Genomic DNA, 22,603 nt, shown 5'->3' on the forward strand with positions numbered 1-22,603 from the left:
TTTATGAATTTATGGGATAAAAAGGCAAAAACTTACGCAAGATTTCATCAAGATTTAAATGAAATTCAAAGGCAAACTTTTAAAGAGTTTGAAAAACTAGGGCTTGATTTTAAAGACAAAAGTGTCATTGATATAGGCTGTGGCACTGGTGTTTGGACTTTGCATTTGGCTTTTTTGGCAAAAGAAATACTCGCACTTGATAGTGCTAAGGCTATGCTTACGATTTTGCAAGAAGATGCTCTAAATTTAAAGCTTTCTAACATTAAAAGTGTTAATTTGAGTTTTGAAGAGTGGAAACAAAAAAATGCAAATTCGCATTTTGACATCGCTTTTTTAAGTATGTCCCCAGCTTTGCAAAATGAAAAAGATTATGAAGACTTTTTAAATTTAGCTAAAGTTAAGATTTATTTGGGGTGGGCTGATTATAGAAAAAGTGATTTTCTAGACCCTATTTTCAAGCATTTTAAGACGGAATTTAAAGGTTTTTATAAAGAGGATTTTGAAAGCTTTTTGATAAAAAAGAACATTGCTTTTCATAAGGCTATTTTTGAGGAAGAGCGTTTTGTGCAAAGGACGCGTGAAGAGGCGATTGAAAATGTTTTGTGGCATTTGGATATGAATGGGATTAAAGCCTCAAAAGACGAGATAAAGAGCCTTGTAAAAGACGATGTTGCGGAAACCATAAAATCCAAAATCAAGCTTTTAATCATAAATGACTTTTAATTTTTTTTTTTTTTTGTTATAATCGCTTCGATTTTTTTAAAGGAGTTTTAATGGTTAAGGATTTTGTCATAAAATTTGGACGCTTGATTCTTGATGTGATTGTGGTTGCAAGTTTTGTCATAGCTTTGATTTCTTCTCTTGTTATGATGTTTAGTGTTGGATTTTTCTTTGGATTATCATCTTTGATAGGTAGTTTTATTGCTTTATTTCTTAGCTTTTTTGTAATTTATCTTGTCATAGATATAAGGGACGCTCTTGTAAATAAAGCTTAAAGATTTCCGCCTTTAAGGCCGGGATTAATCGCTCACCCGAAATTTTAATTTTTCCCCAGCCATAAAAGGCACGATTTGATGATAGCTTTCTTCCACTTCCCACTCTTCTTTTTTGAGTTCTATGATTTTATTTTCTTTAAAAGTTAGCTTGTGAATCGCACAGGCATTATTTGAGATAAATTTTTGCAAATTTGCCTCGTTGGAATTTTTTTCAAAAAGCTCTGCTAAAACACTCAAAGCCACAGGGGAGGAAAACACTCCCGCCGCACAGCCACAGCATTCTTTTTCGCTTTTTGGGTGGGGGGCTGAATCACTTCCAAACATCGCTTTTTCATATCCACTAAAAGCAAGTTCGCATAAAGCTTCCCTATCCTCATAGGTTTTTGCTATGGGTTTGCAAAAAAGATGTGGTTGCATTTTGCCACCGATGACATCATCAAGGCTTAAAATAAGATGATGTAGGGTAATGGTCGCATATAAATTTTCATAATCTTTTAGAAGTTTGCAAAGGGTTTTTGTGGTGATGTGTTCCATTACGATTTTAAGTTGTGGGAAATTTTTGGCAAATTTTTCATAAATTTTGGCAAAATTAGCCTCTCTATCCATTACAAAATCATTCGTTTCGCCGTGGATTAAAAGAGGAATTTCTAAAGCACTCATTACCTCAAGTGTCGGCTTTAAAGATTCTAAATCAAAGCTTGAAACGCCATTATTTGAATTTGTGGTAATCCCAGCAGGATAGAGCTTAATGCCAAAAATTTCACTTCTTGCTTCTTCTAAAAATTTCGCTTCATAATTTTGAAAAAAAAGAGTCATTAAAGGCGTGAAAAGTGAGTCATTACTCGCTTTTATAATGCGTTCTTTGTAGGCTTTTAGAGATTTCAAATCGCAAAGTGGAGGAATTAAATTTGGCATAATCACAGCAGCTCTAAAATCTTTTGCAGAATAAGGCGTAACGAATTCAAGCATAGGAGTATCCCTTAAATGCAAGTGCATATCAAGAGGATTTGTAAGTTTCATTTTCATTCCTTAATAAAATAGTTTCCATCAAAGCTTATAAGTGAGTAAGCCCTCTCATTTCCTATACTCCCAACAAGCTCTTCTATGCTTAAAAAGCTTAAAGTGTCCGCACCTGAATATTCTCTCACTTCCTCAGTGCTTTTATTTGCACTGATAAGCTCTTCAAAGGTCGGTGTGTCTATGCCGTATAAATCGGGGAATTTGATTTCGGGGCAAGCTATGGCAAGGTGGATTTTTTTAGCCCCTGCCGCACGCAGTAAAGAGATGATTTTTTTAGAGGTTGTTCCACGCACGAGGCTATCATCAATCACGACGATTTCTTTACCCTCTAAAACAGGACGCATAGGGTTAAGCTTGAGCTTGACTTTTAAATTTCTAAGTTCTTGTGTGGGCTCTATGAAAGTGCGTCCTACATAGTGATTTCTTACTATCGCCATTTCAAGCGGGAGTTTTAAATGCTGGGCAAAGCCTATGGCAGCACTTACTCCACTATCTGGCACAGGCACGACTAAATCGGCTTTGTGGTTAAATTTTTTTGCTAAACTTTCTCCCATTTTTTTACGCGTTTCATACACGCTTTTGCCCTCGACTATGCTATCAGGTCTCGCAAAATAAATATACTCAAAGGCACAAATTCTAGGCTCTGCTTTAAAAAGTTGTAAGCTTTCAAATTCTTCTTTGCCTTGGGTAAAAATTAGCATTTCTCCGGGCTTTACATCACGAATAAATTCCGCTTCTATCAAGTCAAAGGCACAAGTTTCACTAGCTACGATGTAGCCTCCATCTTTTAAACGCCCTAGAGAGAGCGGTCGCACTCCAAATCTATCCCGCACGACATAAAGCTTATTTGCACTCGCTAAAACAAAGCAATACGCCCCCACGCATTTTTCTAAGCTCTCTATAAATCTTTCTTTCAAGCTTTCTTTTTTACTTCTTGCGATTAAATGCACAACATTTTCAGTATCCATATTGGTGCGAAAAATCGCTCCGTCTTTTATAAGGGCATTTCTTATTTCTTCTTTATTAACCAAATTTCCATTATGAGCTAGGGCAATATCTCCTAAAACGCAAGTAGCCGCTATGGGCTGGGCATCATTAAGGCTAGAATTTCCAGCGGTGGAATAGCGGTTATGCCCTATGGCTAGGCTTCCGTTTAGAGTTTTTAAATTTTCAGGGTTAAAAATTTGACTCACCTCGCCCTTTGCTTTAATTGTCTTTATTTTCGCGCCATCACTTACACTGATGCCACTTGCCTCTTGTCCTCTGTGCTGCATAGCAAAAAGTGCGTAATACGCGTAAGTGCTAGCATTTGATGAATTGATAACTCCTACAACCGCACACATTTAAATTCCTAAAAAATCATTAATGGAGTAAAGCCCTGCTTCTTTTTTACAAAGCCATTTAGCGATTTTAATCGCACCTTTAGCAAAGGTCGCTCTTGAAGTAGCTGTGTGATTGAGTTCTAAAAATTCGCCATCCTCGTAAAAACCTATGGTGTGTCTGCCTACTATATCACCCCCTCTTAAGCTCATTACAGCGATTTCTTCTTTGCTTCTTTCGCCTATTAAGCCGTCGCGTCCGCTAATTCTTACCTTAGAAAGCTCCAAATTTCTTGCTTTTGCGACACTTGTAGCTAAAGTCATCGCCGTGCCGCTTGGAGAGTCTTTTTTGTGGCGGTGGTGCATTTCTAAAATTTCTATGTCAAATTCTTTAAGCATAGCACTTGCTTTCGTTGCTAGATGGTTTAGCACCGCTACGCCCAAAGACATATTTGTCGCGTAAAAAATTGGCATTACCTCACTTGCGTTATGAAGAGTTTGCATAATTTTCTCATCAAGTCCTGTCGTGCCTATGACTAAAGGTTTTGGAGAGGTTCTAGCGTAATTTATCAGTTCATTTGTGCCAAGTGGCGAAGAAAAATCAATAATCACTTCACTTTTTTCAAAAAGCTCATCTAAATTCCCACCTCTATCGTAAAGCATAGCAAGTTTTACTTCTTTTTCTTCTCCTAAGCAAAGCTCTATCATTCGTCCCATACGCCCATTTGCGCCGTAAATTCCTATATTTGTCATTAATTTCCTTTTAGAAAATTAAATTTTATCATTTATTTTTTAATCCTCTCTAAGATTAGTTTTAAAATGGCACATTAATATTTTTTATGCTATAATAAAATAATGAAATCAACAAAGAGGAGAAAGTAATGTTTTATATCAAGCTCTTAGCACCCCTTGCGTTTGCTTTTTTGATATACCTTATCCCCACTCCGCAAGGACTTAGCCCAAATGCTTGGCTTTATTTAAGCATTTTTGTAGGTTTGATTGTGGGACTTATTTTAGAGCCTATTGCACCGGCTTTAATTGGTGTGATAGCCGTTACCATAGCTGTTTTGTTTAAGGTTGGACCTGTGGGTTCGGGTAATGTTGAAACGATTATCAAAGATAGCGTAGCGATAAAATGGGGCTTGGCTGGGTTTTCGGATTCTGTTGTGTGGCTGATTTTTGCGGCTTTTACCATAGGGCTTGGATTTTCTAAAACAGGCTTAGGGGAAAGAATTGCTCTTTATCTTGTCTCAAAGCTTGGAAAATCCACTCTTGGTTTGGGTTATGCCATAGCCATAGTGGATTTAATCTTAGCCCCTTTTATCCCTAGTAATGCCGCAAGAAGTGGGGGGACGGTTTATCCTATCGTAAATTCTATCGCACCGATGTTTGAAAGCTATGCGGATAAAAATCCTAGAAAAATAGGTGCTTATCTTATTTGGGTGGGCTTGGCAAGTTGTTGTGTTTCAAGTTCTATTTTCTTAACGGGACAAGCACCTAATCCCCTTGCTTTATCCTTAATCAATCAAAACGGCGTTGCGGTGGTGGATTGGCTGAGTTGGTTTTTGGCTTTTTTGCCTGTGGGGCTTATCCTTTTTATCATCACGCCTTTGCTAGGATTTTTCATTTATCCGCCTGAAATTAGAGGCTCTAAAGAAATAGCACTTTGGGCGGAGGAAAAATATAAAGCACTAGGGAAAATGCCTCGTTCTCAAATTTTTATGCTTATCATCGCTTTTATAGGGCTTGTGCTTTGGGTGGGAGCGAGTTTTTTTAAAATTAACGCCACAACTACGGCTTTACTGATGATTATTTTAATGATAGCCTGTAAGGTTATCTCGTGGCAGGATTTTTTATCTAATAAACCTGCTTGGAATACCTTAGTGTGGTTTGCCACTCTTGTTACTATGGCAGGTGGTCTTAAAAATGTAGGCTTTTTAGACTTTTTAGCCAACGCTTTAGGAAGTAAGCTAACGGGCTTTACTCCCTTTATAGCGATGATTTTACTTTTAATGCTTTTTTCTTGGTTGAGGTATTTTTTCGCTTCAGGGACGGCTTATGTTACGGCTATCATTGCGATTTTCGTTTCTTTGGCGAGTTCCATTGAGGGTGCTAATCCTGCTTTGATTATGCTTATTTTGGTTTTGCCTATGGGCTTTATGGGGGTGATTACTCCTTATGGGACGGGCTGTTCTCCTTTGTGGTTTGGAAGTAATTATATTAAAGGACCGCAGTTTTTCTTACTGGGTGGGATTTTTGCTGCGATTTATATGGGTATTTATCTTTTTGTGGGAATTCCTTGGGTGGAATTTATTATGCCTTATTTGACTTTCCATTAAAATTTATCCTTCAAATGGAGGATAAATTTTACATCCATTCTAAAACTTGTGAAATTTCTTTTGCCACGAAGCATTTTAAACCAGAATTTTCTAGAGCTTTGCTTGGTATGATGGCGTTTTTGAAATTTTGCATTTTAGCCTCTTTTAAACGCACATCAAGGTTAAAAACCTCTCTAATTTCGCCATTTAAGCTAAGCTCTCCTATAAAAACGCTATCTTTACTTAAAGGGCGGTTTTTAAAGCTTGAGATGATTGCTGCGACGACTGCTAAATCCGCCGCCGTTTCGCTGATTTTAACCCCTCCGCTAACATTGATAAAAACATCATAATGTCCCAAAGGGATTTCAAGTTTGCGTTCTAATAGTGCTAAGAGCATATCAAGGCGGTTTTTCTCATAGCCTGTGGCACTTCTTTTAGGATAAGAACTCTCACATACTAAGGCTTGAATTTCAAGCACAAGCGCACGGCTTCCCTCCATCACGACACTAAGCGCACTTCCAGCACTTGCTTTTGTGCGTGAAAAAAAGCGACTTGCTAAATTTTTTGCTGAGATTAAGCCTTGCGAACTCATTTCAAAAATTCCCACTTCACTTGTGTTTCCAAAGCGATTTTTAAAGCCTCTTAAAAGTCTTATTTCTTTAGTGGCATCGCCTTCGAAATAAAGCACCACATCAACCATATGTTCCAAAACTCTAGGACCTGCGATAGCTCCGTCTTTTGTAATGTGTCCTATGATGAAGGTGCTGATATTTTTCATCTTGCTAATCCGCATAAGTTCAAAGGTAAGCTCTCTTACTTGGGTGATTGAACCTGCGGCGGAGGCGATTTTTGAGGTATAAAGTGTTTGAATGGAATCGATGATTAAAAATTCATAGTCTTGTTTGCGTAATTCTTCGATGATATTTTCAAAACAAAGCTCGGTTAAAAGAAATAAATTTGGACTATTTGCTTCAAGTCTATCGGCTCTTAGTTTAATTTGCGTTTTGCTTTCTTCTCCACTAACATATAAAACTTTTTTGTTTTTACGCGCTAAATTTGAGGCGATTTTGAGCAAAAGTGTGGATTTGCCAACGCCCGGACTTCCGCCTATTAAGATAAGCGAACCCTCCACAAGCCCACCGCCCAAAACAAGGTCAAGCTCCACATCTTCCGTGCTTATACGCGTGAAATTTTCAAGCTCCACATCTTCGATACAAATCGCCTCGCTTTGCGTGTTTATCTTTTTAGAAAGTTCTTTTAGGATAGCAACTTGTTCAGCTTTTAATTCTACAAAGCTGTCCCAAGCTCCACATTCCGGACATTTTCCCAGCCATTTACTTTGCTGATTTCCACAAGCTTTGCATTCGAAAACGAGTTTATTTTTTGCCATTGTTTCACTTTGTAACAGAATTTTTAATTTTACTTGCATTTTAACCAAGAATTTTAAATTAAAAATATATTTAATAATAATTTAAAATAATTAAAATTACAATTAATAATTATCTACATTAAAGGAGTTTTTATGAGTAAAGTAAAACTTGCAAGTATTCAGTTTTCTCCTGTGGCTTATGAGCGTGAGAATAATATAGAAAAAGCTGTATTTTTAGTGCGAAAGGCTTTAGAAGATGGAGCTAAAATTGTCGTTTTACCTGAGCTTTTTGATAGTGGCTATTGCATAGAAGATAAAGATACTTCGTTTGCGATTGATTTAAATGATATAAAGAATCCCGTTTTAGCACCTTTGACAGAATTGGCTAAAATTTATAATTCTTACATCATTGCAAATAGTATAGAGAAAAGCAAAAATAAGCTTTATGATACAGCTTATATACTTTCTAAAAAAGGCATTGTGGGTAAATACCGCAAAATTTATCTTTACGATAATGAGAAGAAAAGATTTTCAAGAGGGAAGAAATATCCCATTTTTGAGCTGAAATTTAAGGATTTTAAAGTGAAGCTTGGACTTGGAATTTGTTATGAAATAGGCTTTAGTGAGGGGGCGAGGTTTTTGGCTTTACAAGGGGCGCAAATTTTAGTTTATCCTGCGGCTTTTGGCAAAGCTAGGGCTTATGTGTGGGATTTGGCAAGTAGGGCTAGAGCTTTAGAGAGTGGCTGTTTTGTAGTGGCAGCAAATCGTTGTGGGCAGGAATTTTCTAAGGCAAAAGATAAAAATGTCAAATTTGCTGGGAAAACTAAAATTATCAATCCTAAAGGCGAAATTATCCAAGAGCTTGGCGAGTATGAGGGAATGAGCTGTGTGGAGCTTGAGCTTGATGAGGTTAAGGCGCAAAGAGAGAATTTGACTTATCTTAAAGATTTAAATTTAAAACTTTGTCAAAAAATGTATAAGGCTTTAAAAGATTAAATTAGAGGTGTGGTTTAACTACCTCTCTCACACATCCTCTCAAATTCCCCATAATACTTCCACGAAGCTACGATGTCAGGGCGATTTGCTTTAATGTGGGTAAATTCTTTGTCAAATACTTTTTTAAATATCAAAGCCTCTTGTCTATGTGTTTTAAAATAAGTTAAAATATCTGTTTCTTTTTGAAAATGCTTTTCATAAGCTTTATATTTATCGCTTAAGCAAAGTATAAAGTCATTTAGGTAGGATTTTGCTTTTCGAAATAATTTTTCATCTTTTTTTAATTTCAAAAATTCTTCATTTGACATAGTAAAATCCACAATTTTTAAAATTTCATAATCTTTAGAAAAAATTTCTTTTGCGATACTTTGGCGCGATGGACATTTGTGTAAAAATTTAAGTCCTATGTTTATATTTAAAAATTCTTCATTTAAGGAAATTTGCATTGTAAGAGGAATAATGTATGTTAAAAGATTAAATTTCTTTTCTTTCAAATACCCCTCCAAGCTCTCTAATCTTTCCTCATCTAAGTCTTTATCAAAAAACTTGGCATAAAACCTCATACTTTCCATTACTTTATCGGAATTAACTTCATTAGCATCCATGTAATATACTTGTTTTTCGCAAATTTCAGCTGTGCTAGTATAGGAGAAATTGACATTTTTAGCACATTCTATTAAATAAGGCATAGTTTCTTCTGTATTGGGATACAAAGAATAATTGTGAAATCTTCTCCTATCTAAAACTTCGTCAATGTTATCATTAAGATGAAAAGTTGTGTTTTCTATCATGGCGACATCTCTATATCCTCCGTGATTAACCATAGTTTTCAAACGACTTATAGGGTCTCTTACTAATATCAAAAAAGGTAAATGTGAAGCAAGATAGATTTTTTTATAATCTTGCTGTATGTCATATCTACCAAAAAATTTAGAAAAAACAGCAGCATCTTTTTGCTTTATGGAATAGAAGTTTGAAATATAAAGCTGATCCCACTCACCTGTTACAAAAATAGAACTTAGATCAAAGCTTTTTGTAAAAAAATCCCAAATTGTTCCATGAGCAGAAGCTCCAAAAATGAAAAAGACGGCTTTATAAACTCTCGGCAAAGGCAAATTCATTTCCCAAGCTTTTTCAGCAGGAATTTTCTCATAATTTAAAATATAATTTTCATCATTAAGCTTGTCAGGGTCTAACAAAGGAGGATAAGGGTGGTTTTCCCTTTCATATTTGTCTTTAAATTCTTTAGAATTGAGCCATAAATTGACTTCATCAAAATGTTGTGAGACAAAAGATAAATTTTGTAAAAGTAAAATTTTTAAAGGAATATAAGGTGTTTTTAAAAGAGGTTTTACTTCTTTATAGGCTTTTAAATTTGAAGATTTAAGTAAGGTTTTTATGAGTAAGAAAGAAAATTGAAATTTTAAAGTGCAGGGCTTACTACCCCCCCCCCCCCCACAAGTGTTTCAACTTGGTAAGAACAATAATTGATAAATCTTTTTATCGTTGCAATCAATGTGATAGTTGACTGGTTCATTTTTTCCTCGTGTTAAAGATTTTATTTAGGTTTTATCTAAATTTGAATAAGTATAAAACAAAACAATAAATAATATTTAAAATTAAGTCTTAATTTAAAACTCGAAATTAAATATTTGTATGGGTAAATTTAAGAAATTTGTTATCAATAAGGTAGAAATTATTACTTTTTGTAACTTTTTACACAAACAAAAATATCAAGTTATTTTAATTTTTTTTTACAATAAATGTTACCAAAAGTAATATTTTGTTTTGATTGTTTGAAAATATTTTTTCTTTTTTAGATTTATTAATTAAAGTTATTTTAAATTTTTAAATAAAAAGGAGAAGTGATGAAAACACAAGAAGTGGTTATAATGGCTGCAAAAAGGACAGCTATCGGCTCTTTTTTAGGCAGTTTAAAGCAGACAACAGCCGTCCAGCTTGCAAGTTCACTTTCTCAATCTTTGCTTGATGAAGTGGGATTAGATAAAAATTTGATTGATGAGCTTATTTTGGGACAAGTTTTGGGGGCGGGTTGTGGGCAAAATGTGGCGCGACAAGTTCTTATAAATAGTGGTGTAAGCTTGGAAAAAACGGCTTTTGTTGTTAATATGCTTTGCGGTTCGGGCTTAAAAGCTGTCCAGCTTGGCTTTGACTCGATTCGTTTTAATAATGCAAATATGCTTTTATGTGGCGGTGTTGAAAATATGTCTTTATCGCCTTTTTTACTTGAAAATGCTAGGCTTGGTTATAAAATGGGGCATCAAAATTTAATCGATAGTATGATTAAAGATGGAATTTGGTGTGCTTTGAGTGATTGTCATATGGGCATTACCGCAGAAAATTTAGCTAAAAAATATGAGCTTTCACGCGAAGAGCAAGACGAATTTGCGCTCAATTCTCAATTAAAAGCCTCAAAAGCTATTGAAAATAAAGCCTTTGGGGCGGAAATTTTGCCTTTAAAAATTCAAGATAAGAAAAAAGAATTTATCTTTAGTGAAGATGAATTTGTGCGTAAAGATGCAAATTTAGAAGCTTTATCGCGTTTAAAACCTGCCTTTGATAAAAATGGCTCTGTTACCGCTGGTAACTCTTCGGGGGTTAATGATGGGGCAGCTATGTTATTGTTAAGTTCTAAAGAGAAAGCACTTGAGTTAAATTTACCCATTTTAGCGAAGCTTAAAGGTTTTGCTAGTGTGGGTGTAGAGCCTAGCATTATGGGTATAGGTGCGGCTTTTGCGGCGAAAAAGGTGCTTAAAGAACTTGATTTAAGTATTGATGATATGGAGCTTATAGAGGCAAATGAAGCTTTTGCAGCCCAAAGTTTAGCCACGCTTAGAGAGCTTGGGGCTGATGTAAATAGGGTAAATGTTAATGGTGGGGCTATTGCTTTGGGACATCCCATAGGTGCGAGTGGAGCAAGGATATTGGTAAGTCTTATTTATGCCTTAAGAGCTAGGGGCAAAAATTTAGGTTTGGCGACTTTGTGCGTTGGTGGCGGACAGGGAATTGCTGCTGTAGTTGAGATAGAAAGGTAAAAATGAATAAAATAATTACAAATTTAGATCTTGCTTTTAAAGACATAAAAGACGGCGTAACGCTTTTGGTTGGGGGTTTTGGTTTATGTGGGATACCTGAGTATGCCATTGCAAAAATTAAAGAACTTGGGGTTAAAAATTTAACCATAGTGAGTAATAATTGTGGCGTAGATGATTTTGGCTTGGGAATTTTGCTTCAAAACAAGCAAATTAAAAAAATCATCGCTTCTTATGTGGGGGAGAATAAAACTTTCGAGCAGCAATTTATCAACGGTGAAATTGAAGTTATCCTTACACCCCAAGGCACATTAGCCGAGCAGCTTCGAGCAGGGGGAGCTGGTATAGCGGGCTTTTATACGCAAACGGGTGTGGGGACTTTGGTCGCAGAAGGTAAAGAGCATAAGGAATTTGAGGGGAAAACTTATATTTTAGAAAAAGCGATTAAGGGGGATTTTGCTTTGGTTAAGGCGCAAAAGGCAGATAGATTTGGAAATCTTATCTTCAATAAAACGGCGAGAAATTTTAACCCTCTTTGTGCGATGGCGGGCAAAATTACCCTAGCAGAAGTGGAAGAAATCGTCGATGAAATCGAGTCTGATAGTGTCCATTTGAGCGGAATTTATGTCGATTTTGTCTATTGTGGCGAAAATTATGAAAAGCGCATAGAAAAAATCATCACAAAAGGATAAAAGATGTCAAAAGAACTTATAGTTAAACGAGCAGCTAGAGAAATTCAAAATGGAATGTATATTAATCTTGGTATAGGTATTCCTACGCTTATCGCCGATGAGATAGAAAAGCTAAATTTAAAGGTCTTTTTGCAGTCGGAAAATGGGCTTTTGGGTATAGGTGCTTATCCCACTAAGGAGCAAGTGGATGCAGATTTGATTAATGCGGGCAAGGAAACTGTTACGGCAGTCAAGGGCGCTAGCTTTTTTGATAGTGCTGAGAGCTTTGCAATGATACGCGGTGGGCATATTGACTTGGCGATTTTGGGAGGAATGGAAGTGTCTCAAAGTGGAGATTTGGCTAACTATATGATACCGGGCAAACTTGTCAAAGGAATGGGTGGGGCTATGGATTTAGTAAGCGGTGCTAAAAGTATAGTGGTGGTTATGGAGCATACGAATAAACACGGAGAAAGTAAGGTAAAGAAGAAATGCGGCTTACCTTTGACGGGAAAAGCTGTGGTTCATAAACTCATTACAGAGCTTGGAGTTTTTGAATTTGAAAATAATGAAATGTTTTTGGTGGAATTAATGCAAGGGGTTAGTTTGGAAGAATTACAAGCTAAAACCGAAGCGGAATTTAAAGTCAGGCTAGGAGGTGTTTAATGTTAAAATCCTTTACTCAAATTTGTGTCAATTTAGCGTCAAAATGGCTTCCTGATTCTTTTGTTTTAGTGGTTGTTTTGACGCTTTTTGTTTTTTTATCGGTGTTGGGTTTTACAAGTCAAGAGCCTTTGCAAATCGTGCAAAACTGGGGTAATGGTGCTTGGAATTTACTTGCTTTTTCTATGCAAATGGCTTTAGTGTTAGTTTTAGGGCAAGCCCTAGCAAGTGCGAAAATCATATCCACTTTTTTGCAAAGACTTGCTGATATACCTAAGGGTTATTTTAGTGCGATTTTGATGGTAAGTTTTCTTGGGCTTGTGGCTAATCTTATAAATTGGGGATTTGGACTGGTTATATCGGCGATTTTTGCAAAGGAAATTGCAAAAAAAGTTAGGGGTGTGGATTATCGTTTGCTCATTGCGGCGGCTTATTCTGGTTTTGTGGTGTGGCACGGCGGACTTTCAGGCTCTATACCGCTGACCTTATCGAGTGGAGGCGAAGCTTTATCGAAAAGCACAGCGGGAATTTTGAGTGAGAGTATCCCTAGCTCTATGACGATATTTTCAAGCTTTAATCTTACCATCATCGCTATTATTGTTTTATGCTTACCTTTTTTACTTGCCTTTATCCACCCAACTAAAGAGAACACTTTAGAAATTGACAAAAGGCTTTTAGAGCGAGAAAATAAAGACTTAAAGATTATCAATCATAGCAAGGATAAAAGTTTAGCCGTCTGGCTTGAAAATAGTTTTTTAGTTAGTGTTGCTATTTCTACTTTGGGTTTTGTTTATATCGTGTCGCATTTTGCTAAGGGTGGGGATTTAGATTTAAATGTTTTAAATATGATTTTTCTATTTTTGGGAATTTTATTACACAAAAAACCTGCCTTGTATATCAAAGCTATCAATACTGCTGCTAAAAATGCGGCAGGAATTTTACTGCAATTTCCTTTTTATGCGGGAATTATCGGTATGATGGTCGCTGGTGGGGAGCAGAGTTTGGCAAGTGTGTTATCGCATTTTTTTATCAGTATTTCAAATTCTAATACTTTTGCACTTTTTGCTTTTTGGAGTGCAGGTTTTGTTAATATTTTTGTGCCATCAGGCGGAGGGCAGTGGGCTGTGCAAGCGCCGATTATGATACCTGCTGGACTAGAGCTTGGTATAAGTCCTGCGGTAACTTCTATGGCTATTGCTTGGGGAGATGCTTGGACTAATATGATTCAGCCTTTTTGGGCTTTACCTGCTCTTGCTATTGCGGGACTTGGTGCGAAAGATATTATGGGCTATTGTGTCATCACTCTTCTTTTTACAGGTTTGGTAATTAGTCTTGGATTTTTATTTTTGGTTTAATAGGTGGGTTGAAACTCACTTATTAAACTAGGTTATTTTGGAATTTTTTAGTTTATTAGGTTGATGTAGATGTGGCTATTCAAACATAGGCTCTAAAAGTGTGTCTAAGTAGGCATTTGCGTCAAATTCATATAAATCGTCCATTTTTTCTCCCACACCCACATAAAAAATAGGCAGTTCAAGCTCTCTAGCTATGCTAAAAAGTGCGCCTCCCTTTGCTGTGCCATCAAGTTTTGTGATGATAACCCCATCAAGTTTTACTAGCTCATTGAAAGCTTTTGCTTGTAAAATCCCCGCATTACCTTGTGTGCCGTCAAGCACGAGGATTTTTTTATGCGGAGCACCATCCATAGCTTTAGAGCAAATTCTTACGATTTTTTCTAATTCATTGGCTAAATTTTTTTGATTTTGCAATCTTCCAGCCGTATCGAGTATAACCCTATCAAAGTCCCTTGCTTTAGCCTTTGAAATGGTATCAAAAGCTACGGCTGATGGGTCGTGTCCTTGATTTGAAAGGACGATTTCAACATTGATTTTTTCAGCCCATAAACGAAGCTGTTCAATTGCCCCTGCACGAAAAGTATCGCAAGCTCCTAAAATGACTTTTTGATTTTGTTTTTTATATAAATTTGCAAGTTTAGCTATGCTTGTGGTTTTACCTGCTCCATTAACGCCTAAGATAAGCTCTACAAAAGGTTTTTGTGTGCTAAATTCAGGTTTTTCATAAAGAAAATATGCCCCCATAACGCGTTTTAAATCATCTTTTTTAACCTCTTCGCTCGGCGGTAGATAGTAAATTATTTCCTCAACTATGTCATAACTTACATCCGCTTCAAGCAAAATTTCTTCTAGCAAATCTTTAGAAATCTTGTTGTTTGCTTTTGTTTTTGTGATGTTTTCTAAAGTTTTTGCTAGGCTTTTTTTAAAAAAATTTAGCATTATATCGCCTCTAAAATGTCGATTTCAAGCATTTCCACAGGCACAACTCCTAAGTAATGTTTAAATAATTTTCCATCTTTTGCGTATAAAAACATCGTAGGAATTCCATTGATTCCGCCTAAGGCTTTTGCAAAGAGATAGTTTCCTTCTCCACTAGCTATTTTATAATGCAAATTATTTTGTGCGTTAAAAGCTGCTAAGTCTTCAGGACTTTTATCTTCAAGCAAAATGCTTATGATTTGGAGCTGGTCTTGATATTTTTCTTTTAATTTATTTAAATGTGGCACTTGAGAAATGCAAGGCTTACACCAAGTTGTAAAAAAGATAAAAAGCGTAGCCTTATCTTGTGTATCAAACTGCATTTTCCCATCTTTGACTTGGATAAAAAGCGTGGTGCCATCATTTAAGCTTAAGTCAAAATTATAATTTTCTCCCTGAGTAAAACTTGCTTCAGTTGTAGAATTTAAATCTTTAGCTTCTTTTTCTTCACTACTACACGCTGTGAAAAATAAAAGTAAAATGAGCGTTAAAAGTATCTTTTGCATTAAATTTCAAACTTTCCTTTTGTTGTAAAATGCTAAAATTATAACCAAGTAAGAGTAAATAAAGGATTTGTATGCAAAAAGAACTTTTTAGGCAAGTTCAAAAAAAAAGATTAAAACAAAATGCTAAATTGCACTATAAAAATGATTATTTTATCTTTAAAGAATGTCTTAGAATTATCCGTTTTTATAAGGCGAAAAATGTGCTGATTTTTTTGCCACTATCTTATGAACCAAATTTGGTGCGTTTTCGTAGAATTTTGAGTCAAAATTGCAAACTTTTTGCTCCATTTATGCAAGATAAAAGTTTAAAGATTGTAAAATTAAGGCTACCTTTTTTTAAAAAAAGGTTTGGGGTTTTAGAGCCAAATAATTCTTTTTTTGATACCACGCTTGATGTGGCTTTTGTGCCTGTGATAGGCATAGATAAAGATATGAAAAGAATAGGACACGGCGAGGGTTTTTATGACAGATTTTTCGCAAATTTAAAACATAAGCCTTTGGTCGTTTTTGTGCAAAGTATCACAGCTTTGAGTGAAAAAAAAATAACACAAGAATATGATATGAGTGCAAATTTTTATCTAAGCCCTTATAGAAAATATTTTAAGAGAGATTTAAAAAATGATAGCATTAACCGCATTTATCGCCGTTTTAATCGGTGTGGGACTTGGGTATTTAGTCGCTAAGAAAATCAATGACGCCAAACACGAAATTTTTATCACACAAGCAAAAGCAAAGGCAAAAGCCATAGAATACGAAGCCGAGCTTGTTTTAAAAGATGCGAAAAATTCCGTTTTAAATGCCGAACTTGAAGCAAAAAAGCGTTACGAGGAAAAAGCACATAAGAATCAAAAAGATTTTAACCATAAGCTTGATGAGCTACATAAAAAAGAGCAAAAACTTTCACGCTATGAAGAACAGGTGCGTGTGCAAGAAGAAGAGATTGCTAAAAATAAAAGAGAAATGCAAGACTTACGCGATGATAGTTTAAAGCTTAAAAAGCTTTATCAAGATAAGCTTGATGAGACTTTAAGGGTGCTTGAGCATTCTGCTGGTTTAACGCAAAATGAGGCTAAAAATTTACTTTTAAAAAAGGTTGAGGAAAGCTCACGTGCTGAAATCGCTCACATCGTGCGTAAATATGAAGAGGAAGCGAAAAGTGAGGCAAAGAGAAAGGCAAATTATATCATCGCTCAAGCGACTTCGCGTTTTGCTGGGGAATTTGCTGCGGAAAGACTTATTAATGTTATTAACATTAAAAGCGATGAGTTAAAGGGTAGGATTATCGGCAAAGAGGGGCGTAATGTTAAAACTCTTGAAATGGTTTTAGGGGTGGATATTATCATTGATGATACCCCGGGTGCTATTATAGTGAGTTGTTTTAATCTCTACCGCCGTGCCATTGCGACTAAGGTGATTGAACTTTTGGTCGAAGATGGACGCATACAACCTGCACGCATTGAAGAAATTTATGAAAAAGTTTGTAAAGAATTTGAAAATAGTATTTTGGAAGAGGGACAAACTATCATTATGGATTTGGGGCTTGGCAAAATGCATCCTGAAATCGCCAAGCTCATCGGTAAGCTCAAATACCGCGCAAGTTATGGACAAAACGCCCTTGCGCATTCTTTGGAGGTTGCACATTTGGCGGGTATTATTGCGGCTGAGTGTGGAGGCGATGAGACTTTAGCAAGAAGGGCGGGAATTTTACACGATATAGGCAAGGCTTTAACTCACGATTTTGAAGGCTCTCATGTGGATTTAGGGGCGGAGCTTTGTAAGCGTTATAAAGAACATCCAGCGGTGATTAACGCTATTTACGCACACCACGGACACGAAGATGCTTTAAGTATAGAATGTGCCGCCGTTTGCACGGCTGATACGCTAAGTGCGGCAAGACCTGGTGCTAGACGCGAAGTTTTAGAAGCTTTTTTAAAGAGGGTAAATGAGCTTGAGGACATTGCTAAGAGTAAAGAAGGCATTAAAAACGCTTATGCGATTAATGCTGGGCGTGAGATTAGGGTGATTGCAAATGCAAAGCTTGTTAATGACGATGAAGCGACACTTTTAGCAAAAGAAATTGCTGCTGAGATACAAGAGAAAATGCAATATCCGGGCGAAATTAAAGTTAATGTCATACGCGAATTAAGAGCTGTAGAATACGCTAAATAGGACATTTATGCAAGATATGATTGATACGCTTTTGCGTTATGGTTATGTGATTTTATTTGTTTATTCTCTGGGAGGGGGAATGGTAGGAATTTTAGCGGCTGGAGTTTTAAGCTCACTTGGTAAAATGGAGCTTCAATGGTGTATTTTGGTTGCTTTTGTTGCGAATACTTTAGGCTCGACCTTGCTTTATATGATGGGAAAATATGGCAAAAAAGACTTAATGCCTTATTTTAAAAAACATCGCCGCAAACTTGCTCTTGCTATGCTTAAAATGAAGCAATACGGCACAACCTTACTCTTTATTCAAAAATTTGTTTATGGTTTAAAAACCTTTATCCCCATAGCTGCAGCTCTTGCGAAGTATGATTTTAAAAAATTTCTTATCGTTAATACTTTAGCAAGTTTGCTTTGGGCTGGAATTTTAGGCTATGTGGCTTTTAGTTTTGGATATTTAGTCGAAAAAATCTTTGAGGAATTTGGGCGTTATAGTTACGCTACGCCTTTATTTTTAGTGGTTTTAGTTGCACTTATTTGGTTTTATCTCGTGCGTTTTTCTAAAAAATAATGCTTCTTAGAAATTCTTTTTTGACATCTTTAAAAGAATTTCTTTTTTTAATCTTAGCTTGTGGGCTTATCTTTCTTTTTAATGTAACTTTAGAATATCAAAAATTTTTAAACTTTAAAGAGCAAAAACACTTTTTCATTAAAGAAGCAAAGCTTGAAAATATTTATGCGAAATTTAAGAAAAATGGCAAAAAATATTTTGTTTTAAAACTAAAGGCGAGGGATTTTAATTTTTACACGACCACTTATAAGGATTTAAATTTAAGTAAAAATGAGCTTTTAAGTTTAAAAATTATTAATGAAGATGTCAATTTTAAGGACTATCTTGCTAAAAGTTTCTATGCTCCAAGTTATGATTTTGAAATCCTATCTAAACCTAAAGAAAACGCTATTATAAGCTATTTTTTAAATCAGCATAAAAATGAAAAAATGCAGGAATTTTACGGGGCTTTATTTTTTGCTAAGAGTATTTCAAAAGAATTAAGAAATGATGTGAATCATTATGGTATCGCGCATTTAATTGCTATTAGTGGTTATCATATTGGACTTTTGTTTAGTTTAATCTTCTTTCTTCTAGCTCCACTTTATAGCTTTTTTCAAAAGCGTTATTTTCCCTACCGCAATTTAAGATTTGATTTGAGCATTTTTATTTTTATCTTGCTTTTTGCTTATGCGTATTTGATAGGCTTTGTGCCGAGCTTTACGCGTTCTTTGGTGATGGCACTTTTTGGGTTTTATTTACTCATTAAAAATATTAAAATTTTGAGCTTTTTTAACTTATTTTTATGTGTTTTAATCTGCATTAGTCTTTATCCAAATTTGCTTTTTAGTGTGGGATTTTTCTTTTCTGTTTTGGGGGTTTTTTATATTTTTTTATATTTACATCATTTTGCAAAATTCTTTAGCACTTTTGTGAATCTTGTTTTGGTCAATGTTTGGACTTTTTTGATGATGATTATCCCTGTGCTTTATTTTTTCCCGCTTATTTCTTATCAGCAGTTTTTGGCTATCTTTTTAAGTCTTATTTTTGTGCTTTTTTATCCTTTGGTTTTATTTCTACATCTCATAAATTTAGGTTTTGTGTTAGATGAAGTGCTGCTTAGTTTTTTCGCTTTTAAGTTCCATTCCACAAATTGTATTGTGCCTTTTTGGGCTTTTTGCACTTATCTTTTATTTAGTTTGCTTGGAATTCGTTTTAGAGCTTTGGCGTTTTTTTGCATTTTGCTTAATCTTATCCCCTTCATTTTCATTTAAAAAAAAGCAAATTTTAAGTCCAAAAAGATAAATCACCCAAGAAATATAAATCCAAATAAAAAAGAAAAGTATGGTCGAAAATGAGCCATAAACACTGGCATAAGTTTTATTATACACTATATAATAGACAAATAAATTTTTACCTATATACCAAATAGCCCCCGCACAAAAGGAAGTAAGGGCAAGATTTTTAAGACTTACTTGATGCAATGAACTTGAATATGAGATAAAAAATAAAGCCCAAATGATAACAAAGGGTAAAATTTCAAAAAAATTAAAACCTATGTGATAATCATCTAAAGTTTGCTGGATAAAAGAAGAAATGTAAAAACTAAGTCCTAGCCCAAGTGGCACAAGAGTAAGTAGTGTCCAATAAGAGCTAATGCTCGCCCAAAGTCCTTTTGGCTCACTTTGACTGATGCGATTTGCTACAAAATCATAACCCGAAAAGAAAGCAAGCGAAGTAAAAGCCATAGCGATAAGTCCCATTATGCCTAAATTTACACTATTTTTTAAAAAGGTGTCTAAATATCCAGCGACTAAGTCCTGCTGTGCGGGGATTAAAAAGGTGAAAATCACGCTTTTTGCTTTTTCATAATGCGCCTCAAAGCTTGGAATTTGCGTAAAGACAGAAAAACAGACAAATAAAATAGGAATGAGTGAAAGAATGGAATAAAAGCTAAGAGCTGCGGAATAATTTAAAATTTCTCTATCTCTTAAAGTTAGCAAAAGTTTGAAAATACGCTTCATTTAAATCCTTATTAGCAAAATTTAGTTAAAACCAGCCAAGTTTTTTCATTAAAGAGTAAGCTGTCATCGCTATCGAGGTGGCATAAACAAGAAGTAAAATTTTAAAATGTGAAGAAATTTGCATTTTTTCTATGATTTTAATCCCCATAAAAACGCCTATCATCGAGGCTATACCTACGATAAAACCTTTTTGTGCGAGTTCAAAATTGATGATGTTTGCATTGATGAAAGAAAGAAGTCCAGCAAAGGAAGCAAATACAACAAAAAAGAGAGAAATAGGCACGACTTTTTTGCTATCATACCCTAGAAAATAAGCCAAAATAGGGGCGATTAAAAGTCCTCCACCTATACCTAAAGATATGGCAAAAATTCCCGTAAAAGTTCCAGCGGCAAACAAAATGAAATTTTTAGAAAATTGACTTCTTTTTGCGTGATGTGTTGTGTTTTTAACCCCAAGGGCATATTTTAGAAAGAAAGCAAAACTTACACATAAAAATATCGCCGTTAGGGCAATATCACTAAGATGACTGACTAAAATTCCGCTAAAACTTGCCCCAAAAAGTCCGCCAAGTCCTATATAAATGCCATCTTTAAAATCAAGATTTTTCTTTTTATGATTAAGATAAGAGCCAAAAAGTGCCGCGAAAATCATCTGCACAACAGAAATTGCCACTGCGTGATGTGAGCTAACGCCTAAAGAAAGCATAGTTGGGACAATTATCATTCCTCCACCTATGCCAAAAAGCCCAGAAGCTATGCCAGAAATTATCCCCACTAAAAAATAGGGCAAATCTGTTAAATCCATCACCATCCTTTTATAAAATGAGGATTTTACAAAAAAGCAATTAAAATAGTCTTTAAATTTGTAGGATTACCTCAAAGCTTAGTGTGAAAATTTATACAGCGTAAAAGGGAAACTTAAACTAAGCAAAATTAAAGTTCTATTTAAGTATAATTCGCATTTTTGTGAGTCACTTTGCAAAAAAAGTATTTTCAAAATTTGGCATTTGTTTTGAAAATAGTTGGCTTAAGCCTCGCTCACAGGAAATAAAATGCGAATTTATTTAAGGAGCTTGACGATGAAAGTTAGACCTTCCGTTAAGAAGATGTGCGACAAGTGCAAGGTGGTGCGCCGTAAGGGCGTTGTTCGCATTATTTGCGAAAATCCAAAACATAAACAAAGACAAGGATAAATATGGCTCGTATTGCAGGTGTTGATTTACCAAAGAAAAAGAGGGTTGAGTATGGTTTGACATACATTTATGGTATAGGGCTTTTCACTTCAAGAAAGATTCTGGATAAAACAGGAATTTCTTATGATAAAAGGGTACATGAGTTAAGTGAAGATGAGGCAGCAGCTATCCGTAAAGAAATCCAAGAAAACTATATGGTTGAAGGGGATTTGAGAAAACAAGTAGCTATGGATATCAAGGCTTTGATGGATTTGGGAAGTTTTAGAGGCTTAAGACATAGAAAAGGTCTTCCTGTGCGTGGGCAAAAAACAAAAACTAATGCTAGAACACGCAAAGGCAAGAGAAAAACCGTAGGCGCGAAATCATAAGGATAGAGAATGGCAAAAAGAAAAATCGTAAAGAAAAAAATCGTAAAGAAAAATATAGCCAAAGGCATCGTTTATATCAGTGCGACTTTTAATAATACTATGGTTACTGTTACTGATGAGATGGGAAATGCTATCGCTTGGGCGAGTGCGGGAGGATTAGGCTTTAAAGGTTCTAAAAAATCAACTCCTTACGCAGCACAACAAGCCGTAGAAAGTGCTTTAACTAAGGCAAAAGAACACGGCATTAAAGAAGTGGGCATTAAAGTGCAAGGACCGGGAAGTGGTAGAGAAACTGCTGTTAAAAGCGTAGGTGCTATGGAGGGTATAAAAGTTATTTTCTTAAAAGACATTACTCCACTAGCTCACAATGGCTGCAGACCACCTAAACGCCGCCGCGTCTAAGAATAAATTTAGGAGAATAATATGGCAAGATATAGAGGACCAGTAGAGAAATTAGAAAGACGCTTTGGAGTAAGCCTTGCATTAAAGGGCGAGAGAAGATTAGCGGGTAAGAGTGCGCTTGATAAGCGTCCTTATGCACCGGGTCAGCACGGAGCAAGAAGAGGCAAAATAAGCGAGTATGGACTTCAATTAAGAGAAAAGCAAAAAGCAAAATTTATGTATGGTGTGAGTGAAAAGCAGTTTAGAAGGCTTTTTGCCGAAGCGGCTAGAAAAGATGGCAATACAGGGGTTTTACTTATCCAACTTTTAGAGCAAAGACTTGATAATGTCGTTTATAGAATGGGCTTTGCAACAACACGCCGTTTTGCAAGACAACTTGTAACACACGGACATATTTTAGTTAATGGCAGAAGGGTGGATATCCCAAGTTTTAGAGTTGAGGCGGGAGCTAAGATTGAAATTGCGGAAAAAAGTAAAAATAACCCTCAAATTTCAAGAGCGATTGATTTAACGGCTCAAACAGGTATAGTGGCTTGGGTTGATGTGGAAAAAGATAAGAGATATGGAATTTTCACAAGAAAACCAGAAAGAGAAGAGGTAATCATTCCTGTTGAGGAAAGATTTATTGTTGAGCTTTATTCTAAGTAAGAAGGGGCAGAT

The 22,603-nt window shown here is 35.6% G+C and carries 25 protein-coding genes; 16 read left to right on the top strand and 9 right to left on the bottom strand.

Going from position 1 to position 22,603, the window contains the following annotated elements; genetic code table 11:
- The first annotated feature begins 3 nt into the window (after positions 1-3).
- The gene (locus CHELV3228_RS01140) at positions 4-723 is read left to right on the top strand and encodes a class I SAM-dependent methyltransferase (protein ID WP_082199154.1); all 720 of its coding nucleotides are present in this window, start codon (positions 4-6) and stop codon (positions 721-723) included.
- Positions 724-773: 50 nt separating this feature from the next.
- Positions 774-995: a hypothetical protein gene (locus tag CHELV3228_RS01145; RefSeq protein WP_082199155.1), complete on the top strand. Its 222-nt coding sequence runs from the start codon at positions 774-776 to the stop codon at positions 993-995.
- Positions 996-1,019: 24 nt separating this feature from the next.
- Here the strand turns inward: CHELV3228_RS01145 and pyrC are convergent, their stop codons facing one another.
- The 3 genes from pyrC to dapB are packed head-to-tail and all read right to left on the bottom strand — an operon-like array spanning position 1,020 to position 4,087.
- The gene (pyrC, locus tag CHELV3228_RS01150; protein ID WP_082199156.1) at positions 1,020-2,015 is read right to left on the bottom strand and encodes a dihydroorotase; all 996 of its coding nucleotides are present in this window, start codon (positions 2,013-2,015) and stop codon (positions 1,020-1,022) included.
- Positions 2,016-2,017: 2 nt separating this feature from the next.
- A complete protein-coding gene (gene purF / locus CHELV3228_RS01155; RefSeq protein WP_082199157.1) occupies positions 2,018-3,358 on the bottom strand; it encodes an amidophosphoribosyltransferase in 1,341 nt (446 codons plus the stop codon).
- Complete coding sequence (gene dapB, locus CHELV3228_RS01160; RefSeq protein ID WP_082199158.1) at positions 3,359-4,087, bottom strand: 4-hydroxy-tetrahydrodipicolinate reductase; 729 nt, start codon at positions 4,085-4,087, stop codon at positions 3,359-3,361.
- A gap of 128 nt (positions 4,088-4,215) precedes the next feature.
- Between dapB and CHELV3228_RS01165 the strand changes: the two genes are divergently transcribed.
- Complete coding sequence (locus tag CHELV3228_RS01165) at positions 4,216-5,673, top strand: DASS family sodium-coupled anion symporter (protein WP_082199159.1); 1,458 nt, start codon at positions 4,216-4,218, stop codon at positions 5,671-5,673.
- 28 nt (positions 5,674-5,701) lie between these two features.
- On the opposite strand, the gene radA is transcribed toward CHELV3228_RS01165, so the two are convergent.
- Complete coding sequence (gene radA / locus CHELV3228_RS01170; protein WP_082199160.1) at positions 5,702-7,042, bottom strand: DNA repair protein RadA; 1,341 nt, start codon at positions 7,040-7,042, stop codon at positions 5,702-5,704.
- Between the two features lie 132 nt (positions 7,043-7,174).
- On the opposite strand from radA, the gene CHELV3228_RS01175 reads away from it, so the two are divergent.
- Positions 7,175-8,017: a carbon-nitrogen hydrolase family protein gene (locus CHELV3228_RS01175; RefSeq protein WP_082199161.1), complete on the top strand. Its 843-nt coding sequence runs from the start codon at positions 7,175-7,177 to the stop codon at positions 8,015-8,017.
- Between the two features lie 14 nt (positions 8,018-8,031).
- On the opposite strand, the gene CHELV3228_RS01180 is transcribed toward CHELV3228_RS01175, so the two are convergent.
- Positions 8,032-9,216 carry a DUF2972 domain-containing protein gene (locus tag CHELV3228_RS01180; protein WP_082199162.1) on the bottom strand — a complete coding sequence of 395 codons (1,185 nt, stop codon included), beginning with the start codon at positions 9,214-9,216 and terminating at the stop codon, positions 8,032-8,034.
- Between the two features lie 669 nt (positions 9,217-9,885).
- On the opposite strand from CHELV3228_RS01180, the gene CHELV3228_RS01185 reads away from it, so the two are divergent.
- Genes CHELV3228_RS01185 through CHELV3228_RS01200 form a run of 4 tightly spaced genes read left to right on the top strand, consistent with a single transcriptional unit; the run spans position 9,886 to position 13,759 of the window.
- A complete protein-coding gene (locus tag CHELV3228_RS01185; RefSeq protein ID WP_082199163.1) occupies positions 9,886-11,073 on the top strand; it encodes a thiolase family protein in 1,188 nt (395 codons plus the stop codon).
- A gap of 2 nt (positions 11,074-11,075) precedes the next feature.
- Positions 11,076-11,762: a CoA transferase subunit A gene (locus tag CHELV3228_RS01190; RefSeq protein ID WP_082199164.1), complete on the top strand. Its 687-nt coding sequence runs from the start codon at positions 11,076-11,078 to the stop codon at positions 11,760-11,762.
- A gap of 3 nt (positions 11,763-11,765) precedes the next feature.
- Complete coding sequence (locus CHELV3228_RS01195) at positions 11,766-12,407, top strand: 3-oxoacid CoA-transferase subunit B (protein WP_082199165.1); 642 nt, start codon at positions 11,766-11,768, stop codon at positions 12,405-12,407.
- Positions 12,407-13,759 carry a short-chain fatty acid transporter gene (locus CHELV3228_RS01200; RefSeq protein ID WP_082199166.1) on the top strand — a complete coding sequence of 451 codons (1,353 nt, stop codon included), beginning with the start codon at positions 12,407-12,409 and terminating at the stop codon, positions 13,757-13,759. Before CHELV3228_RS01195 ends, CHELV3228_RS01200 begins: the two co-directional genes overlap by 1 nt.
- A gap of 75 nt (positions 13,760-13,834) precedes the next feature.
- Here CHELV3228_RS01200 and ftsY read toward each other — a convergent pair whose 3' ends face one another.
- Positions 13,835-14,698 carry a signal recognition particle-docking protein FtsY gene (gene ftsY / locus CHELV3228_RS01205; RefSeq protein WP_082199167.1) on the bottom strand — a complete coding sequence of 288 codons (864 nt, stop codon included), beginning with the start codon at positions 14,696-14,698 and terminating at the stop codon, positions 13,835-13,837.
- Positions 14,698-15,243: a TlpA family protein disulfide reductase gene (locus CHELV3228_RS01210; protein ID WP_082199168.1), complete on the bottom strand. Its 546-nt coding sequence runs from the start codon at positions 15,241-15,243 to the stop codon at positions 14,698-14,700. Before CHELV3228_RS01210 ends, ftsY begins: the two co-directional genes overlap by 1 nt.
- 71 nt (positions 15,244-15,314) lie before the next feature.
- Between CHELV3228_RS01210 and CHELV3228_RS01215 the strand changes: the two genes are divergently transcribed.
- From CHELV3228_RS01215 to CHELV3228_RS01230, 4 genes are read left to right on the top strand one after another with little or no spacing between them, the layout of a single operon-like run.
- Positions 15,315-15,926, top strand: coding sequence for a 5-formyltetrahydrofolate cyclo-ligase (locus CHELV3228_RS01215; RefSeq protein ID WP_082199169.1), 612 nt, complete (start codon positions 15,315-15,317; stop codon positions 15,924-15,926).
- Entirely contained in the window at positions 15,862-17,412 is a 1,551-nt protein-coding gene (rny, locus tag CHELV3228_RS01220; RefSeq protein ID WP_082199170.1) for a ribonuclease Y, read from the top strand. Before CHELV3228_RS01215 ends, rny begins: the two co-directional genes overlap by 65 nt.
- Before the next feature lie 7 nt (positions 17,413-17,419).
- Positions 17,420-17,977: a DedA family protein gene (locus CHELV3228_RS01225; protein ID WP_082199171.1), complete on the top strand. Its 558-nt coding sequence runs from the start codon at positions 17,420-17,422 to the stop codon at positions 17,975-17,977.
- A complete protein-coding gene (locus CHELV3228_RS01230; protein WP_082199172.1) occupies positions 17,977-19,230 on the top strand; it encodes a ComEC/Rec2 family competence protein in 1,254 nt (417 codons plus the stop codon). The genes CHELV3228_RS01225 and CHELV3228_RS01230 overlap by 1 nt, the downstream gene beginning before the upstream one ends.
- Here the strand turns inward: CHELV3228_RS01230 and CHELV3228_RS01235 are convergent.
- Both CHELV3228_RS01235 and CHELV3228_RS01240 read right to left on the bottom strand, forming a co-directional pair.
- Positions 19,147-19,980 (bottom strand): YihY/virulence factor BrkB family protein, encoded by an 834-nt coding sequence (locus CHELV3228_RS01235; RefSeq protein ID WP_082199173.1) that lies wholly within the window; start codon positions 19,978-19,980, stop codon positions 19,147-19,149. The genes CHELV3228_RS01230 and CHELV3228_RS01235 overlap by 84 nt on opposite strands.
- A 25-nt stretch (positions 19,981-20,005) precedes the next feature.
- Positions 20,006-20,785, bottom strand: coding sequence for a sulfite exporter TauE/SafE family protein (locus tag CHELV3228_RS01240; RefSeq protein WP_082199174.1), 780 nt, complete (start codon positions 20,783-20,785; stop codon positions 20,006-20,008).
- A gap of 274 nt (positions 20,786-21,059) precedes the next feature.
- Here CHELV3228_RS01240 and rpmJ point away from each other — a divergent pair, with 274 nt between their 5' ends.
- From rpmJ to rpsD, 4 genes are read left to right on the top strand one after another with little or no spacing between them, the layout of a single operon-like run.
- Positions 21,060-21,173: a 50S ribosomal protein L36 gene (gene rpmJ / locus CHELV3228_RS01245; protein WP_002781429.1), complete on the top strand. Its 114-nt coding sequence runs from the start codon at positions 21,060-21,062 to the stop codon at positions 21,171-21,173.
- 2 nt (positions 21,174-21,175) lie between these two features.
- On the top strand, positions 21,176-21,541 hold the full coding sequence (gene rpsM, locus CHELV3228_RS01250; protein ID WP_002824953.1) for a 30S ribosomal protein S13: 366 nt from the start codon (positions 21,176-21,178) through the stop codon (positions 21,539-21,541).
- 9 nt (positions 21,542-21,550) lie between these two features.
- Positions 21,551-21,943: a 30S ribosomal protein S11 gene (rpsK, locus tag CHELV3228_RS01255; RefSeq protein ID WP_082199175.1), complete on the top strand. Its 393-nt coding sequence runs from the start codon at positions 21,551-21,553 to the stop codon at positions 21,941-21,943.
- Between the two features lie 21 nt (positions 21,944-21,964).
- The gene (rpsD, locus tag CHELV3228_RS01260; protein WP_082199176.1) at positions 21,965-22,591 is read left to right on the top strand and encodes a 30S ribosomal protein S4; all 627 of its coding nucleotides are present in this window, start codon (positions 21,965-21,967) and stop codon (positions 22,589-22,591) included.
- The last annotated feature ends 12 nt before the right edge of the window (positions 22,592-22,603 follow it).

The organism is Campylobacter helveticus (assembly GCF_002080395.1).
GTDB classification, from domain to species: Bacteria; Campylobacterota; Campylobacteria; order Campylobacterales; family Campylobacteraceae; genus Campylobacter_D; species Campylobacter_D helveticus.